Here is a 16,621-nt window from a genome sequence, read left to right as displayed (position 1 = left end):
ACGAGTCCTCTCTGAGACGTCATGGTGGTTCGCGGGGTGGTTTCAGCGGCCCGTGCGGTCCCGCGACCCGAACCGCCGGGTCACGTAGGCCAGGACGAAGATGACGAGGCAGTACAGCAGGCTGGTCGCGGCGCTGCGCTGCAGGACGCCGTTCTCCAGGTCGTCGAAGATGACGATCGACAGCAGCCGGGTGTCGGTGGTGAAGAGGAACAGCGGAACGGTGAGTTCACGCATCGACAGCATGAGCAGCAGCAGGAACGTCGAGGTCAACGGGACCCGCAGGAGCGGGACGGTGATGCGCCAGACGGCTCGCAGCCGGCTCGCCCCGTGCATGACCGCGCTGTCCTCGAGTTCGGCGTGGACCTGCAGGATGGCGGCGCTGGCTCCCTGGAACCCCTGCGGCATCTGGGCGGCGACGAACGCGATGACCATCACCAGCAGGGTTCCGTAGACCGGGACCGGCAGGATCAGCCAGGTCCACAGCAGGCCCAGACCCAGGACGATGGACGGCACCGCGAGGGGGAGCATGCTGATGTGCCCCAGGCCTTCGCGGCCGGGCAGCTTCGTGCGGTTCACCACGTAGGAGACGGCGAACGCCAGCAGCGTCCCGAGCAGTGCGGCGGCCACGGCGACGACCACGGAGTTCACCGTGGCCCGGTGCACGACGGAGTTCGTCACCGTCTCGGTCAGCGCCTCCAGGCTCAGCCCGCCCTGGGTGAAGGCGCCGGTCACGCTGCTGACGTAGGGGCTGTCGTGCAGCGTCACGAACAGCAGCGCCAGCAGGGGCAGGACGGTCGCGGCGGCGAAGTACACCAGGCCCAGCAGCAGGGCCGGGGTGCGGAACCGGCCGAGGTCGACGACCTTCAGCTTCAGGCCCTTGCCCGACACCGTCGTGTAGTTCCGGCGCGAGACGACCTTGCGCTGCAGGACCGTCACCACGACCACCACGGCGACGAGGGTCAGGGCGACCGCGGCGGCCTCGTTGCCCCGCGACGGCGCGGAGTTCATCAGGCGGTAGACGTAGGTGGGGATGGTGTCGACGCCGCCCGCGGTACCGATGATCTGCGAGACGGGGAAGTTCTCCACGGTCAGCACGAAGATGAGGATGGCCGCGCCCAGCACGGCCGGTGTCGCGAGCGGGAGGGTCACCCGGCGCAGCACCGTCCACGGCGCCGCGCCGTGGACCCTGGCCGACTCCTCCAGGTCGGGGTTCATCAGGCTCAGCGAGGCGTGGACGAGCAGGAACGCGTAGGGCGCGTAGTAGATGGCCAGGACGAAGACCAGGCCGGGCACGTTGAGGACGTCGAACCCGGTGGGCAGGCCCAGGTCGCGGGCCAGGATGTTCACCAGTCCCGCGTTGGGCCCGCCGAGCACCGACCAGGCCAGCGCGCCGACGTAGGAGGGCAGGAACATCGGGACCAGCCCGACGAAGTACAGGAAGCGGCGCCCGCGCACGTTGGTGCGGGCGGTCACGAAGGCCAGGAACCCGCCGATGACGAGGGCGAGGACCGAGGCACCGACGCCGACGGCCAGCGAGTTCAGCGCGGCCCCGCGGGCGCCCGGGCCGACCACGGTGGAGAAGTTGTCCAGGGTGAGACCGGACAACCCGATGCCGCCCGGGCGGGGTGTGGTGGAGGTGAACGCCGACAGCGCCACCAGGGCGATGGGCAGCAGGATGAGGACGGCCAGCAGGGCGTACAGCAGCGCTGGGGCGATCGCCCGCCGGGCGTTCAGGGCCCCGCGCCCACCGCCGCGTGCGGGGCGCGCCGGCCCGGTGTCCCGGACCGGGCGGGGGATTTCGGTCGTGCTCATCGCCCGGCCACCTGCACCGCGGCCGACGGTTCCGGCGACGCGGCCACCCGGTCGCCCCGGGGGTCGTCGACGTCGAGCGGCAGGACCTGGACCGCCTCGGCGGGGACGGCGACGTCGACCAGGCCGTCGGCGCCACGTTCCACGCGGCGGCGCTTGCTGCCGAAGACCGTCAGTTCGCAGCCGTCGTCGAGCCGGATCCGGTGGGTCGCGGTGGCGCCCTGGAACTCCTCGGAGACCACCGTGCCCCGGAAGGTGTTCAGGCCGTCCCCGTGGACGACCTCCTCACCGAGCAGGACGTCCTCGGCCCGGATGCACGCCCTCAGGTCCCGCGCCCCGGGTGCGCCGACCCCCGGTGCGCCGGCGCGGAGCCCGATGCCGCTGCCGGTGACCCGGACCGTGTCCCCGCCCAGGGGTTCGACGGGGAGGATGTTCCCGACGCCGAGGAAGTCGGCGATGGACGCGCTGGCCGGTCGCGCGTACAGGTCCTGGGGCCGCCCGAACTGCACGATGCGACCGAACTGCATCACGGCGATCCGGTCGGCCAGCGCCAGGGCCTCCTCCTGGTCGTGCGTGACGTACACCGAGGTCAGGCCCAGACGCACCTGCAGCGCCCGCAGGTCGCTGCGCAGGCGGTGGCGCAGCCGCGCGTCGAGGTTGGACAGGGGTTCGTCCAGCAGCATGACCGACGGCTGCATGACCAGGCTGCGCGCCAGGGCGACGCGCTGCATCTGCCCGCCGGACAGCATGCTCGCGCCCCGGTCGGCGAAACCGTCCAGGCCGACGAGTTCGAGCGTCTCGAGCACGCGGCGGCGGGCCTCGGTCCTGCCGGTCCGCTGCATCTGCAGCGGGAAGGCGACGTTCTCGAACACCGTCATGTGCGGCCAGATCGCGTAGGACTGGAACACCATGCCGATGTTGCGGCGGTGCGGTGGGCGGTCGATGCCGCGCGCGGCGTCGAACAGCACCTCGTCGCCCACCCGGATGACGCCGGCGTCGGGGGTCTCCAGCCCGGCGATGCACCGCATGGTGCTCGTCTTGCCGCAGCCGGACTGGCCGAGCAGGACCAGGGCCTCACCCTGCTCGATCTCCAGGTCCAGGTCGCGGACGGCCACCGACCCGCCGTAGCTGAGGGTCAGGTTCTCCACGGTGATCTTCATGCTGGTTCCCTCATCCTCGAGCGGGTTCGGCCACGAGGGACGACAGCCACTCGTGGGCCGCCGACGTGGTCCAGTGCGGGGTTCCGATGCTGTCGAGGAACTCGCGGGCGTCGTCCACCTCGTGCACCCGGCGGGCGGCGTGGCGGTGGGAGCCCTCCAGGAGCCGGTCGGTCAGCGCGTGGGGGTCGCCGGCGAGTTCGGTGGCGATCTGCTCGCGCAGCCAGTCCTCGCAGCCGGCGGCCCGGGCGGCGGTGACGCTCTCGAGCACGACGGCCGCCAGGCCCTTCATGAAGACGCTGCGGACGAGCTTGCGGGACGCGGCCGCTCCCGGATCACCGGGGATCACCTCGACGGGTGCGGGGCAGTCGCGCATCAGGTCCGCGAAGGCCTCGGCGCCCGGGCCGCTCACCATCAGGGGTGTGGCGACCCCGGACCGGGGGACCGGGGCGAGCACCGCGACGTCGGCGAAGCGGACCCCGGACTCCGCCGCGAGGCGGCCCAGCTGCTGCTTGAGCGCCGGGGAGGCCGTGTTGAGGTCGGCCAGCACCGTGCCCGGCCGTGCACCGGCGACGATCTGCTCACCGACCGCGCGGGCCGCCGACGCCCCGACCAGGCTGAGCACCAGCTGCGCGCCGTCGAGCGCTGCGCCGAGGTCGTCCTCCTGGCGGACCCCCGGTTCGTCGAGCCGGGTGAACGGGTCGAACCCCCTCACCGAGTAGCCGGCGTCCCGCAGTCCCCGGGCGTACAGGGCCCCTGCCTCGCCGAGCCCCACGACCACCACTGTCGTCATCGACCGTCTCCTTCGACGTCGTCCTCGAGGGGCTGACGCTACGGACTGTCAGCACTTCGGTCAACGCTTTCGTCGACAATCCACCGCGACGGACGCCATTATTGGCGACAGGAGTGTTGACAATCCAGGTGGCGCTGCCTAGCGTCGCTGCGACGAGCGATGGTGCTCAGCACTGTCGCGGCCGGTCCGGTACCGCGAGGAGATCTCATGATCATCGACTGCCACGGGCACTACACGACGGCTCCACCCGCCCACACGTCCTGGCGCGAGGAGCAGCAGGCGGCCTTCGCCGCCGGAACCCGCCCGCCGGCGTACCCGTCGATCTCCGACGACGCGATCCGCGAGTCGGTCGAGGCCAGTCAGGTCCGGCTGATGGCCGAACGGGGGATCGACCGCACCATCTTCTCGCCGCGCGCCTCGGCCATGGGGCACCACGTCGGCGACCAGTCGGTCAGCCAGCGCTGGACCGAGGTGTCCAACGACCTCGTCGCGCGCGTCGTGGAGCTCCACCCCGAGCGGTTCACGGGTGTCTGCCAGCTGCCGCAGTCCCCGGGCGCTCCCATCGCCGACTCGGTGCCCGAGCTGCGGCGGTGCGTCGAGCAGCTCGGTTTCGTGGGGTGCAACCTCAACCCCGACCCCAGCGGCGGGCACTGGACCTCGCCGCCCTTGACCGACCGCAGCTGGTACCCGCTGTACGAGGCGATGGTCGAGCTCGACGTCCCGGCCATGGTGCACGTGTCGGCCGTGACGAACCCCAACTTCCACGCCACCGGGTCGCACTACCTCAACGCCGACACCACGGCGTTCATGCAGTTCCTGCAGGCCGACCTGTTCCGAGACTTCCCGACCCTGCGGTTCGTGATCCCGCACGGCGGGGGAGCGGTGCCCTACCACTGGGGCCGCTTCCGCGGCCTGGCCGACATGCTGGGACGCCCCGCGGTCGAGGAGTCGTTGCTGGGCAACGTCTTCTTCGACACCTGCGTCTACCACCAGCCCGGCGTCGACCTCCTGCTGGACGTCGTCGGCACGGACAACGTCCTGTTCGGCTCGGAGATGGTGGGCGCCGTGCGCGGCATCGACCCGCGCACGGGTCACCACTTCGACGACACCCGCCGCTACGTCGAGGCGCACGGCCTGTCGCCCGAGGACCTGCAGAAGGTCTACGAGGGCAACGCCCGCCGGGTGTACCCGCGGCTGGACGCACTCCTCCGGCAGGACCGGAGCCCACGAGCAGAAGGAGTTCCCGCGTGAAGAACGTCGTCGTCACCGGTCCGCCCCGCGCCGACCCGGCGACCGCCTCGGCGCTGGGGGAGTTCGGCGTCGCCACCGTCCACGAAGCGCAGGGCCGGACGGGCTACCTCGGCCCGGACCTGCGCCCGGCCTGGTCCGGGGCCCGCATCGGCGGCACGGCCGTGACCGCACTGTGCTGGCCCGGGGACAACCTCATGATCCACGTGGCCGTCGAGCAGTGCCAGGAGGGGGACGTCCTGGTGGTCGCGACCAACTCCCCGTCCACCGACGGGCTCTTCGGTGAGCTGTTCGCCACCGCCCTGGCCCGCAGGGGGGTGCGCGGTGTCGTCCTCGGCACCGGCGTGCGGGACGTGGCCGAGCTGCGGGAGATGGGGTTCCCGGCCTGGTCCACCGCGGTCAGCGCCCAGGGCACCGTCAAGGCCACCGCGGGTGCGGTCAACGTGCCCATCACCCTGGGCGGACAGACGATCCACCCCGGTGACGTGGTCGTGGCCGACGACGACGGAGTGGTGTGCGTCCCGCGCGACGACGCCACCGCCGTGCTCGCCGCCTCCCGCGCCCGCGCGGAGAAGGAGGAGCGCAACAGGACGGCGTTCCGCGCCGGGGAGCTCGGCCTGGACGTCTACGGCATGCGCGATCGGCTGGCCGGCTTCGGCATCGAGTACGTGACCTACGAGGAGTTCGCCAAGGGGGACCGGTGAGCGGCTACTCGGACACCTACGCGGACACCTACGCGGACACCGGGGTCCGGTGCGCGATGCTGCGCGGTGGGACCTCGCGCGGCCTGTTCTTCGAGGCGGCGGACCTGCCGTCGGACCCGGACGAACGCGACGACCTGCTGCTGCGGCTCATGGGAACCCCGGATCCCCGGCAGATCGACGGGCTCGGCGGGGCCACCTCGCTCACCAGCAAGGTCGCGGTCGTCAGCCCGTCGCAGCACCCCGACACCGACGTCGACTACCTGTTCCTGCAGCTCGGGGTCGACGAGGCGCTCGTCAGTGCGAAGCAGAACTGCGGCAACATCCTGGCCGGCGTCGGTCCCTTCGCCGTCGAGCGCGGGCTGGTCGAGGCCGGTGCGCAGGAGACGAGCGTGCGGATCCGCATGGTGAACTCCGACAGCACGGCCGTGGCGACGTTCGGCACCCCCGGAGGGCGCGTGGAGTACCGCGGGGACGTGGCGATCGCGGGCGTCCCCGGGACGGCCGCGGCGGTGGTGCTGGCCTTCGGCGACACCGAGGGGTCGACGACCGGCGCGCTGCTGCCGACGGGAAACGTCCGGGACCGCATCGGCGAGGTCGAGGTGACCTGCGTCGACAACGGCATGCCGGTGGTGCTGGCCGAGGCCGCCGCCTTCGGGCTGACCGGGTACGAGACGCACGAGCAGCTGGCCGCCGACGAGGACCTCCTGCGGCGCGTCGACGAGTTCCGCACCCGGGCCGGGGAACTCATGGGCCTGGGTGACGTGTCGGGTTCCTCGGTGCCCAAGACGATCCTCGTGGCTCCGGCCCGGGAGGGGGGTCAGGTGTGCACGCGGTCGTTCATCCCGACCACCCCGCACAGTTCCATCGGGGTCCTGGCGGCGGTCACCGTCGTCACCGGGCTCCTGCTGCCGGGTGCGGTGGGACACGACCTGACCCGCGACTGGCCGGCGGACCGGACGTCGGTCGACGTGGAGCACCCGACGGGCAGCCTGCGGGTCGACGTCGTCGTGGACGCCACGGCCGACCCGCCGCGGGCCCTGCGCTCGGGGGTGGTCCGCACCGCCCGCCTGCTGTTCGACGGCACCGCCTACCCCCGCGCCCGCTCCTGCGACGACGACGCTCAGACGTCTTCCTGAAGTGCCCGGATGACGCTCGCCAGGTGGGCCCGGGCGGCGCTCTCGGCGCGCTCGGGCTCGCGGGCGGCGATCGCGTCGATGATCGCCAGGTGCTCGGGGAGCGAGACCTGCGGCCGGCCCGCCCGCAGGGCCAGCCGGAACTGGTGGCGGACGATCTGCCCGTTCAGGCGGTCCAGCAGTTCGGAGGCCGAGGGCTGGGCCGAGTACTCACGTACCAGGCGGTGCAGTTCCCGGTTCAGGGCCGAGTACTTCATCGGATCACCACCGGCGACGGCCGCCTCGAGCTGGCCGCCGAGGTCCCGCAGGACGCCGATCTGCTCACCGGTCGCACGTTCGGCCGCCTTGGCCGCGCACAGGCCCTCCAGCACCATCCGGCACTCCGTGATCGCCACCGCCTCCTCGACGGAGACGACCCGCACCCGGGCGCCCCGGTTGGGGATCCGCTCGATCAGCCCTTCGGCCGCGAGGTCGAGCAGTGCCGCGCGCACGCTGGCCCGGTTGACGCCGAAGGTGGCAGCCAGGTCGGCCTCGACGAGCCGTTGCCCCGGAGCGAGGTCGCCGGCCAGCAGCGCCGACCGCAACGCCTCGACGGCGCGACGCGTGGCCGCTGCGCCCTCGCGGGGGGTGTCCGTCATCTCCGACCTCCTCAGATCACCCCGATCGTATCCGTCACGACATCGTTGACAATCGTGTCGCCAATCTCTTGCGCAGTCTTCCCGGGCGACCTAGGGTCGTCGGCGACGAGGGCACGCGTGGACGCGGCCCGCCGTACCCGCTCCGGCCTCCGCGGCCGGTCCTCCGCATCGAGGGAGATGCCGTGACCACGACGCCGTCCAAGACCGAAGGCTGGCTGGACTGGTACGCCGACCCGACCCGGCCGCAGTTCCGGCTGCCGCCGGGAACCGTCGACGCGCACTGCCACGTGTTCGGTCCCGCGGCGCAGTTCCCGTTCGCCCCCGAACGCAAGTACACCCCGTGCGACGCGAGCAAGGAGCAGTTGTTCGCGCTGCGCGACCACCTGGGGGTCAGCAGGAACGTCGTCGTGCAGGCCACCTGCCACGGTGCCGACAACAGCGCGATGGTGGACGTCCTGCGGTCGTCAGCCGGACGCGCGCGGGGAGTGGCGACCGTGCGGCCGGACGTCACCGACGAGGAACTGCGCGAACTGCACGAGGCCGGTGTGCGCGGCATCCGGTTCAACTTCCTCAAACGCCTCGTCGACGGTTCCCCCCGCGACGACCTGGCGACGATCGCGCGCCGCATCGCGCCCCTGGGCTGGCACGTCGTCGTCTACTTCGAGGCCGCCGAGCTCGAAGAGCTCGAGGGCTTCTTCGAGACGCTGCCCGTCCCGCTCGTCATCGACCACATGGGGCGGCCCGACGTGACGGCCCCGGTGACCGGTCCGGAGTTCAGCCGGTTCCTGCGCTTCGTCGACCGCACCGCCGCCTGGGTCAAGGTGAGCTGCCCGGAACGCCTCAGCGTGAGCGGCCCGCCCGCGCTGAACGGGGAACGGCACGCCTACCTGGACGTCCTGCCCTTCAGCCGTCGGGTGGTGGAGGAGTTCGGCGACCACGTCCTGTGGGGCACCGACTGGCCGCACCCGAACCTGACCGACCACATGCCCGACGACGGGCTCCTCGTCGACCACGTGCCCCTGCTCGCCCGGACCGGGCAGGCCCAGCGACTGCTGCTGGTCGAGAACCCGATGCGCCTGTACTGGCCGGACGAAGCCGTCTGAGCTGCCACCCACCCCGATCGTCCTCCCGCTGAGAGGGATCCCGTGCTGAACGCCAACGCCGCGAACCGTCTGGACCGGTTGCCGGTCTCGCGGTTCCACAAGGTCATGCTCGTCGCCGTCTCCTTCGCCTACTTCTTCGAGTTCGCCGACATCAACACCTTCGCCACCACCGCCCCACGCCTCGTGGACCTGTGGGGTGTCACCGTCGACCACATCGCGTACGTCACGTCGCTGTCGTTCGTCGGCATGTTCTTCGGATCGCTGGTGGGCAGCTGGTTCGCCGACCGGTGGGGGCGTCTGCGCGCGCTGACCGCCACGACGGTCTGGTTCGCGCTGTTCTCCTTCGCCTCCGTCTTCACCTGGGACGTCGTCTCGCTCGGCGTCTGCCGGGTCCTGACGTCGGCGGGACTGTCGGCCATGACGGTCGTCGCGGTCATCTACATCAACGAGATGTACCCGTCGGCGGTCCGGGGCAAGTACCAGGCCTACGCCATCGTCATCGGCATCTGCGGTACGCCCGTGACCAACCTCATCGCCAGTGCCGTCGTCCCCGCCAACGACTGGTCGTGGCGCCTGGTGTACCTCTGGGGTGCGCTGGGGATCTTCTTCCTGCTCTTCGTGCGCCGGCTGCGGGAGTCGCCGCGCTGGTACGAGAGCAAGGGCCGGCACGACGAGGCCGACGCGGTCCTGCGCGACATCGAGGACCAGGTGGCCGCCGAGCGGGGACAGCTGGCGCAGCCGGCGCCGCCCGCCCCGGTCGTTCCCATCGCCAAGGCGCCGCTGTCCATCCTGCTGCAGCGCAAGTACCTCGGCCCCACCTTGTTGCTGACGGTCCTGTGGGTGACCCAGACCATCGGGTTCTTCGGGTACTCCAGCTGGGCGCCGACGCTGCTGGCCCAGGAGGGGTTCAGCGTCGAGAAGTCGATCTTCTACGTCGCCCTGACCACGGTGGGGGCGCCGCTGGGTTCGTTCCTGGCCTCGCTGGTGACCGACCGGTTCGAGCGCAAGTGGTGCCTGGTCGCCTTCGGAACGGTCATCGCCCTGTGCGGGCTCGTCTACGGCCTGACGTTCAACCCGGTGCTCATCGTCGTGTTCGGCTTCCTCGTCAACCTCTTCGAGCGCGGCTACACCGCCCTCGGCTACGCCTACTCCCCGGAGTTGTTCGACACCAGGGGGCGCTCGCTCGGGACGGGTGTGTCCTACGGGCTGGGGCGGTTGTCGAACGCCGTCGGGCCACTGGTCATCGCCGGCCTCTACAGCGGGTCGGGCTACCGCAGCGTCTTCTACTTCATCGCGGGAACCTGGCTGGTGGGAGCCGTCGTCCTGGCCGTCTTCGGGCCCCGGACGCGGCAGGCGCGGCTGGACGCGACGCACTCGCCGGCCGAGGCCGCGAGCCGGTGACCCGCACGGCCGGCGACGCGTGAACCTCAGGGACCTGCAGTGCGTGGTGGTCCTCGCGGACGAGCTGAGCTTCAGCCGGGCCGCGGAGCGACTGCACCTGGCGCAACCGGCTCTGAGCCAGCAGGTCAGGCGCATCGAGTCCCACCTCGGTGCCCAGCTGGTCGACCGCAGCCACCGGCCGCTGCGGCTCACCCCGGCCGGGGAGTACTTCAGCCAGCACGCCCAGCAGGTCATCACCGCCTGGGAGCGGGCGGCCGCCGGAACCCGTGAGATCGCCCTGGGACGACGGGGCTGGCTCTCCATCGGGTTCACCCGGTCCTCGGGGTACAGCGTCCTGCCGCCGGCGCTGAAGACGTTCCACGCACGGCACCCCGACGTGGAGCTGAAGCTGTTCGAGATGGTGACCGAGGACCAGGCGGACGCCCTGCGCGCCGGGAGCATCCACGTCGGCCTCGGTCGGCAGCCCTCCCCGCTGGAGGGTTTCTCCACGCGGACGGTCCTGAGCGAGCGGGTGCTCGTGGCGCTCGCCCGGGACCACCCCGCGGCAGCCCACCGGGAGCCGTCGCTGGTCGACCTGGCCGCGTCGCCGGTCGTCCTGTACCCCAGGGATCCCCGCGCGCAGTTCGCGCGCTCGGTCGAGGACCTCTACCGCGCCGCGGGCCTGGTGCCGCACGTGGAGCACCGCACGTTCGAGATCCAGACGGCGATCGCCCTGGTGGCGGCCGGGCTCGGCGTCACGTTCGTGGCGGAATCGGTGGCCCGGCACGGGCGCGCCGACGTCGCCTTCCGGCCGGTGCGCGAGTTCGCGGAGGCCCGCTCGACCGTCGCGGTCACCTGGCCGACCGACGGTGCGGTGGTTCCCGTCACCGACTTCCTGGACTGCCTGCCGGACGAGCAGCAGGGTCCTGACCAGGAACCATAGTTCTCCCGCATACAAGGTTCCCGGAACCGTCTTGGACTCCCGCCGACCGCGGCTCCTACCGTCGGGACATGGAGTCGACGAGGACCCCCGTGCCCGACATCGCGGCCCGGACCATGCGCAAGGCCTACGTGCGGCTGGTTCCGCTGTTGTTCGTCATGCTGTTCGTGAACTACCTGGACCGGATCAACATCGGTTTCGCCCAGCTCCAGATGGGTGAGGACCTGGGCATCGGTCCGGCGACCTTCGGGTTCGCGGGCAGCATCTTCTTCCTCGGGTACATGCTCCTCGAGGTCCCCAGCAACCTGGCGCTGCACCGGGTGGGTGCCCGGCGGTGGATCGCGCGCATCCTGGTCACCTGGGGACTGGTGGCGGCCGCGACCGCCTTCGTCGTCGGCGACACGAGCTTCTGGGTGATGCGCTTCCTGCTCGGCGCGATGGAGGCGGGGTTCCTGCCCGGGGTCGCGGTGTACGTCACCCTGTGGTTCCCGGTGCAGTACCGCGCGCGGGCTGTCGGTGGGTACATCGTCGGCAGTTCCGTGGCGGCCGTCCTGGGCGGGCCGCTGTCGACCGGGCTCATGACCTCCCTGGACGAGTTCGCGGGACTGCACGGCTGGCAGTGGATGTTCATCGTCGAGGGCCTGGCCGCCACGGCGCTGGGCTTCGTCGCCGTCCGGGCGATGACGCCCCGCCCGGCGGAGGCGTCCTGGCTGTCGCCGGAGGAGCGGAACTGGCTGGAGAGCACCCTCGCCGCCGAACGGGAAGCGCTGGGTGGGAGCCGGCACGTGCGCGTACGGGAGGTCGTGGGTGACGCCCGGGTCTGGACGCTGGCCGCGATGTTCGGCTGCGCCCTGGTGGGCATCTACGGCCTGCTCCTGTGGCTGCCGCAGATCATCGACGGCATGGGGGACTTCAGCGAGGTGCAGGTCGGTTTCCTGTCCGCCCTGCCGCCGCTGCTGGGTGTCGTCGGTGTCCTCGTCGTCGGGCGCAGTTCGGACCGCACGGGGGACCGCAAGCGGCACCTGTCGGTGGTCTACGGGGCCAGCGCCGTGGCGATCGCGGCCAGCGCCTACGTCCCGAACCAGGTCGTCGCGTACCTGCTGCTCTGCCTGACCGGCCTGTTCATCTACGCGGGCAACCCGCTGTTCTGGAGCCTCGCCTCGTCCATCCGCACCGGGGCGGCGGGTGCGGCGACGGTCGCGCTGGTCAACACGATCGCCCAGTTCGGCGGTCTCGTGGGGCCGTGGAGCATCGGACTGGTCCGGGAGTCGACCGGGAGCTTCACGCTGGCCCTCGTCACGATCGCGGTGTTCCTCGTGGCGGCCAGCGTCATCGCGGCCCTGCTGAGGTTCGAGCGGCTGCCGCGCCAGGTGGACGTCGCGGACGCGACCGGGCGCAGGGAGCCGCGCAAGGAGGAGATCGGATGAGCCCGCGCTCGTGCGGGTGGCGTCTCGCCCCCCGGCGACCGCAGCGCCGGGTCAGCTGCTGCCGTGCGTCAGCACCAGGGCCAGCCCACCCAGGCCCAGCAGCAGGACCACGGCGGCGGTTCCGGCCAGCAGGACGCCGCCGCTGTGGGGGTGCGCCAGGTCGCCTGCGGTGAGCAGGCGGTCGGTGGCCCGCCGGACGCGGCGGCCGGAGAGGTGGTGGATGCCCACGGCCCACGCGGCTCCGAGCAGCCCCAGCACGACCGCGCCGGTGCCGAGCTGGGTGGGCAGGACCCGGGCGGCGCCCAGGGAGACGGCCAGCAGGGACAGGGACGTGCGCCGCCAGGCCAGGGCGGTGCGCTCGGGCTGCAGTCCCGGGTCGTACAGGCGCCGTGGCCCCGGCCCGGTGGGGTCGGCGCTCACCGCAGCAGCAGCCCGAGCAGGACCAGCACCCCGGCGGCGACGGTGCCCACGCTCAGCGGGGCGGCCAGCGCTGGGGAGGCCAGCGGCTCGCCGCGGCGCATGGCCCGCTCGTCGCGGGCCCAGCCGCGCCAGGCCTGCACCGGCGCCAGCAACCCGAGCACGACCAGGACCACCGAGGCGGCCAGCCGCAGCTGCGGCTGCAACGGCAGGCTGAGGGCTTCGAGCGCCACGCCGGCGGCCAGCAGCGCCAGCGAGGTGCGGATCCAGGCCAGGAACGTGCGTTCGTTGGCCAGGGAGAACCGCGGGTCCGGTTCGGCCCCGTGGTCGTAGACCGAGGCGGGGAACCGCTTGGGCCGTGCGGGAGTCGAGCTGCTCACCGGCCGGCTCCGGTCGGCAGGTCCCAGACCACGCGGAACCCGTTGTTCCCACCCGCGCTGTCGGGGGTGTTCGCGGTGCGGGCCGCGACGCGGTAGCGGTTGCAGCAGGAGGCGTGGCACAGGTACGACCCGCCCCGCATGACCCGGGAGTCCCCGGTGGCCGGACCGGTGGGGTTCGTCCGGTCCGCGGGACTGGTGCGGGTCAGGTGGTGGGTGGCGGAGAACCAGTCGGCGCACCACTCCCACACGTTCCCGGCGACGTTGTGCAGGCCGAACCCGTTGGGTGCGTACGCGTCCACGGGGGCGGTGCCCTTCCAGCCGTTGCAGCGGTGCTGCCCGCCGGGGGTGAGTTCGTCGCCCCAGGGGAAGCGGGCCTGCTCCAGCCCGCCGCGGGCGGCGTACTCCCACTCGGTCTCGGTGACGTACCCGGTGGCCTCGACGAACTGCGCGTAGCGGGCGTTGGAGACGGTGAGGGTGTCGATGGCGAACGGGCCGACCGTCACCTCGCGCACGGGTCCCTCACCGTCGGAGGGGTAGCCCTCGGCGTCGTCGGTGCCCATCCGGAAGGGGCCACCGGGTAGGGCGTTCGCCGTGGCGGGCAGCGGCGCGTCCGTGGGCGCGCCCACCGACCTCGAGAGTTGCTCGAGCGGTCCGCGGGCGGTGCGAGGTGTGCAGCAGAAGCTGCCGACGGGGTGGTTCACGCATGTCCTCCGGTCAGGGGCGCCGGTCCTGGGCTCCATCATGGAGCACTGGCCAACGGGCCACGAGCACTCGAGGTGGCAGGACGACCACCGCGGCCCCGTCGGTGCCTCGTGGCACCGGCGGGGCCGCGCTCGCACCTGAGCGACCGGCGCGTTCCTGCATCAGTTCCTCGAGGCGGGCGGTGTCGCGGGCAGGTGCGGTACAGGCCGTTGACCGGCATCAGCACCCCGGGGATCCAGAGCATGACCGCGCTCAGGCCGATGCGTTCGCCGAGGTAGCCGGCGACGAGGTTGAAGACGACGTACCCCAGTGCCTGGAAGACGGACAGCATGAGGGCGAAGGCCGCACCACGCAGTTCCGGCGGCACCACGGCGGCGACGATGGGACGGTTCACGCCGGGGTTGAGCCCTTGGACGAAGCCCATCAGCGCCCAGAAGACCGCGAAGAGACCGATGGAACCCCAGTCGACCTGCGTGCCGACGATGGCCGCCAGGCCGGAACCGGACTGGGCGACCTGCAGGACCACGATGCGACCGGAGTTCGGGGCTGCTGGCGCGTTCTTCGGCCGTCGTGCGCGCGGTGGCAGGTTCACTGGCGCCCAGGCCGGGGTCCTCGAAGGTGACGACCACGACCAGGGCGGCGAGGACGGTCAGACCGCCCCGTGACCACGAGCATCACCTCATCGACGCCGGTTCCGGCGTGCAGCCGCTCCAAGGGGCCGGCCACCTCGGCGGGCGTGCCGTCGAGGAACTCGCGCGTGTACAGGTCCAGGACAGCCCGCCCTCGCGGGTCGGCGGGGTGGCCTGCACCTCCTCCCGGGGAAGCAGGCTGAAGTGCCGGCCCTGGAACATGCGCAGACGGCCATCGCCGAGGACGCCGAGGACGCCGCCTCGCGGCGGGCCCGCTCGGGGTCGTCGTCGGCGATGACGCCCACCAGGTCGTACGGTTGGGGCAGTGCCTCGGCGGGCTGGAACTCCTTGCGGTGCAACTCCACGGCCGCCTCGACGTCGGCTTGGCCGAACTGCGTCGCGAAGGCGTGCGGGCGGCCCGGGGCCGCCGCCAGCCGGGGGCCACGACCTCGGCGAGCGTGTCCTGGGCGGTCCGCCCGACTGCGGTGAAGGCGTTGTCCAGCACCGACGAGGCGAGCGGCGGTGTTCGACTGCGTGGGGCGGGCGCTCGACGTCATCCCTTCCCGGCAACACTCGGATCACGGTGGAACTGGAACGAACCGCGAGGAGGTTGGCCGAGCGCGGTGCGTGTCAGGCGGGTACCTGAGTGCGGCGGGCGTAGGAGCGGGCGGCGCGGACGCGGTCGCCGCAACGGGTGGAGCACCAGTGCCGCCGGCCGTGGGTGCGCAGCATGTAGCGGTTGCACGGTTCGGCCCCGCAGGCGGCCAGTAGAGCGGCGTCAGGTCCGGTGAGCAGGCCGACGACGTCGCCGGCGATCGCGGCCAGGGCGTGCTCGACGATCTGTGTGGTGGGGTGCGTCAGTTCGGTGTGGAAACCGGCCGAGGAGTTCCAGGCCACCAGCTGGACTGTCGGGGTGCGGGTCAGGGCGCGGTTGAGCGCCTCGACCGCGCCGGGTGAGGGGGCGCGGCCGTCGACGGCGGCGGCCAGCAGTTCCCGCACGGTGCCGCGCAAGGTGGTGAGCCGGTCGGCGCAGTACTGCTGCAGACGTGCGTCGCGGGGAGCCAGGCCGTGCGCCACGAGCCAGCCGGTGGCGGCGGCGGGGGTGGGCAGCAGTTCGACGACCTCGTGTCCGGTGCCGCCGCGACGGGGAACCCGCACGGCGCTGTTGGCCAGTTCCAGGCCGACGTGCGCGTCGGCTCCGGGGGCCGGTGGTAGCGGGGTGGCGGGCGCGCTCTGGTGCTCGGACACCCCCTCACGATATCAATTGCTGACATCCGTGAGAGTGGGCTAGCGTGCTTCTCACGGCAAACCGCCACGCCAACCGTGCGTCGAGCGCAAGCCCCGGTGTCGGCCCACGATTCGAGAGGAAGCTCTCCCGTGAAGATCACTCAGGTCCGCAACGCCACCCTGCTGCTGGAGGTCGGCGGTCACCGGATCGTGGTCGACCCGATGCTGGGCGCCAAGGGCTCCATGGACCCCTTCCCCGCCGCCTCCGGGAACACCTCCCGCAACCCCACGGTCGACCTGGTCGTCCCGCTGGCCGACCTGCTCGACCCCGACGTCGTGGTGGTCACCCACACCCACGGCGACCACTGGGACACCGCCGCGGCCGCGCTGCTGCCCCGCGGTGTGACGCTGCTGGTGCAGAACCAGGCCGACGCCGAGGAGATCTCCGCCGCGGGGTTCCAGGACGTGCGGATCCTCGACGGAACCGTCACGGTCGGGCAGACGTCGTTCACCCTCACCGGGGGCCGGCACGGCGCCGAGGAGGTCCTCAGCGCGCTGCCGGTGCTGGGCGAGGTCAGCGGTGTGGTGGTGCGCCACCCCGGTGAGCCCACGCTGTACATCGCCGGCGACACCGTGTGGAACGAGAAGGTGCAGGCGGCGCTGGCCGAGCACCAGCCCGACGTCGTCGTGCTGAACACCGGTGAAGCCCGGGTCGGTCCCGGTTTCGCCATCCTCATGGGCGACCAGGACGTGCTGACGGTGCACGAGGCCGCACCCGCGGCCCGCATCGTGGCCGTGCACATGGAGGCCCTCAACCACTGCACCGTCACTCGCGCCCAGGTGCGCGACCTGGCCCGCGAACGCGGCCTGGGTGAGCAGGTGTTGGTCCCCGAGGACGGCGAGACCCTCACCTTCTGAGGCTGTCCACGGAAGT

General features: G+C 72.1%; 17 protein-coding genes. 8 read left to right on the top strand and 9 right to left on the bottom strand.

Annotated elements, in window-relative coordinates; all coding sequences use genetic code 11:
- Window positions 1-42 precede the first annotated feature (42 nt).
- The 3 genes from ACRYR2_RS04890 to ACRYR2_RS04880 are packed head-to-tail and all read right to left on the bottom strand — an operon-like array spanning window position 43 to window position 3,759.
- On the bottom strand, window positions 43-1,812 hold the full coding sequence (locus ACRYR2_RS04890; RefSeq protein WP_432561710.1) for an ABC transporter permease: 1,770 nt from the start codon (window positions 1,810-1,812) through the stop codon (window positions 43-45).
- The gene (locus ACRYR2_RS04885; RefSeq protein WP_432561709.1) at window positions 1,809-2,969 is read right to left on the bottom strand and encodes an ABC transporter ATP-binding protein; all 1,161 of its coding nucleotides are present in this window, start codon (window positions 2,967-2,969) and stop codon (window positions 1,809-1,811) included. Before ACRYR2_RS04885 ends, ACRYR2_RS04890 begins: the two co-directional genes overlap by 4 nt.
- A gap of 10 nt (window positions 2,970-2,979) precedes the next feature.
- Window positions 2,980-3,759 carry a DUF1932 domain-containing protein gene (locus ACRYR2_RS04880; RefSeq protein ID WP_432561708.1) on the bottom strand — a complete coding sequence of 260 codons (780 nt, stop codon included), beginning with the start codon at window positions 3,757-3,759 and terminating at the stop codon, window positions 2,980-2,982.
- 207 nt (window positions 3,760-3,966) lie between these two features.
- Here ACRYR2_RS04880 and ACRYR2_RS04875 point away from each other — a divergent pair, with 207 nt between their 5' ends.
- Genes ACRYR2_RS04875 through ACRYR2_RS04865 form a run of 3 tightly spaced genes read left to right on the top strand, consistent with a single transcriptional unit; the run spans window position 3,967 to window position 6,847 of the window.
- Window positions 3,967-5,010 (top strand): amidohydrolase family protein, encoded by a 1,044-nt coding sequence (locus tag ACRYR2_RS04875; protein WP_432561707.1) that lies wholly within the window; start codon window positions 3,967-3,969, stop codon window positions 5,008-5,010.
- Window positions 5,007-5,711 carry a 4-carboxy-4-hydroxy-2-oxoadipate aldolase/oxaloacetate decarboxylase gene (locus ACRYR2_RS04870; protein WP_432561706.1) on the top strand — a complete coding sequence of 235 codons (705 nt, stop codon included), beginning with the start codon at window positions 5,007-5,009 and terminating at the stop codon, window positions 5,709-5,711. The genes ACRYR2_RS04875 and ACRYR2_RS04870 overlap by 4 nt, the downstream gene beginning before the upstream one ends.
- Before the next feature lie 56 nt (window positions 5,712-5,767).
- On the top strand, window positions 5,768-6,847 hold the full coding sequence (locus ACRYR2_RS04865) for a 4-oxalomesaconate tautomerase (RefSeq protein ID WP_432561820.1): 1,080 nt from the start codon (window positions 5,768-5,770) through the stop codon (window positions 6,845-6,847).
- Here the strand turns inward: ACRYR2_RS04865 and ACRYR2_RS04860 are convergent.
- Window positions 6,832-7,482: a GntR family transcriptional regulator gene (locus ACRYR2_RS04860; RefSeq protein WP_432561705.1), complete on the bottom strand. Its 651-nt coding sequence runs from the start codon at window positions 7,480-7,482 to the stop codon at window positions 6,832-6,834. The genes ACRYR2_RS04865 and ACRYR2_RS04860 overlap by 16 nt on opposite strands.
- A gap of 182 nt (window positions 7,483-7,664) precedes the next feature.
- On the opposite strand from ACRYR2_RS04860, the gene ACRYR2_RS04855 reads away from it, so the two are divergent.
- From ACRYR2_RS04855 to ACRYR2_RS04840, 4 genes are all read left to right on the top strand, one after another.
- The gene (locus tag ACRYR2_RS04855; RefSeq protein WP_432561704.1) at window positions 7,665-8,585 is read left to right on the top strand and encodes an amidohydrolase family protein; all 921 of its coding nucleotides are present in this window, start codon (window positions 7,665-7,667) and stop codon (window positions 8,583-8,585) included.
- Between the two features lie 42 nt (window positions 8,586-8,627).
- On the top strand, window positions 8,628-9,986 hold the full coding sequence (locus ACRYR2_RS04850) for an MFS transporter (RefSeq protein ID WP_432561703.1): 1,359 nt from the start codon (window positions 8,628-8,630) through the stop codon (window positions 9,984-9,986).
- Window positions 9,987-10,005: 19 nt separating this feature from the next.
- The gene (locus ACRYR2_RS04845) at window positions 10,006-10,908 is read left to right on the top strand and encodes a LysR family transcriptional regulator (protein ID WP_432561702.1); all 903 of its coding nucleotides are present in this window, start codon (window positions 10,006-10,008) and stop codon (window positions 10,906-10,908) included.
- A 68-nt stretch (window positions 10,909-10,976) separates the two neighbouring features.
- A complete protein-coding gene (locus tag ACRYR2_RS04840) occupies window positions 10,977-12,332 on the top strand; it encodes an MFS transporter (RefSeq protein WP_432561701.1) in 1,356 nt (451 codons plus the stop codon).
- Window positions 12,333-12,383: 51 nt separating this feature from the next.
- Here ACRYR2_RS04840 and ACRYR2_RS04835 read toward each other — a convergent pair whose 3' ends face one another.
- The 5 genes from ACRYR2_RS04835 to ACRYR2_RS04815 all read right to left on the bottom strand — a co-directional run bounded on the left by ACRYR2_RS04835 (window position 12,384) and on the right by ACRYR2_RS04815 (window position 15,708).
- Entirely contained in the window at window positions 12,384-12,752 is a 369-nt protein-coding gene (locus ACRYR2_RS04835) for a DUF202 domain-containing protein (protein ID WP_432561700.1), read from the bottom strand.
- The gene (locus ACRYR2_RS04830; RefSeq protein WP_432561699.1) at window positions 12,749-13,129 is read right to left on the bottom strand and encodes a YidH family protein; all 381 of its coding nucleotides are present in this window, start codon (window positions 13,127-13,129) and stop codon (window positions 12,749-12,751) included. Before ACRYR2_RS04830 ends, ACRYR2_RS04835 begins: the two co-directional genes overlap by 4 nt.
- Window positions 13,126-13,869: a formylglycine-generating enzyme family protein gene (locus tag ACRYR2_RS04825; RefSeq protein WP_432561698.1), complete on the bottom strand. Its 744-nt coding sequence runs from the start codon at window positions 13,867-13,869 to the stop codon at window positions 13,126-13,128. Before ACRYR2_RS04825 ends, ACRYR2_RS04830 begins: the two co-directional genes overlap by 4 nt.
- On the bottom strand, window positions 13,869-14,357 hold the full coding sequence (locus tag ACRYR2_RS04820; protein ID WP_432561697.1) for an MFS transporter: 489 nt from the start codon (window positions 14,355-14,357) through the stop codon (window positions 13,869-13,871). The genes ACRYR2_RS04825 and ACRYR2_RS04820 overlap by 1 nt, the downstream gene beginning before the upstream one ends.
- Window positions 14,358-15,090: 733 nt before the next feature.
- Window positions 15,091-15,708: a CGNR zinc finger domain-containing protein gene (locus ACRYR2_RS04815; RefSeq protein WP_432561696.1), complete on the bottom strand. Its 618-nt coding sequence runs from the start codon at window positions 15,706-15,708 to the stop codon at window positions 15,091-15,093.
- Between the two features lie 129 nt (window positions 15,709-15,837).
- Here ACRYR2_RS04815 and ACRYR2_RS04810 point away from each other — a divergent pair, with 129 nt between their 5' ends.
- The gene (locus ACRYR2_RS04810) at window positions 15,838-16,605 is read left to right on the top strand and encodes an MBL fold metallo-hydrolase (RefSeq protein ID WP_432561695.1); all 768 of its coding nucleotides are present in this window, start codon (window positions 15,838-15,840) and stop codon (window positions 16,603-16,605) included.
- Window positions 16,606-16,621: the final 16 nt, after the last annotated feature.

It is taken from the genome of Kineococcus deserti (genome assembly GCF_050871945.1).
In the GTDB taxonomy this organism is placed as follows: Bacteria; Actinomycetota; Actinomycetes; order Actinomycetales; family Kineococcaceae; genus Kineococcus.
Note: the sequence above shows the minus strand (reverse complement) of the source record. Positions and strands in the feature narration are given on the sequence as shown.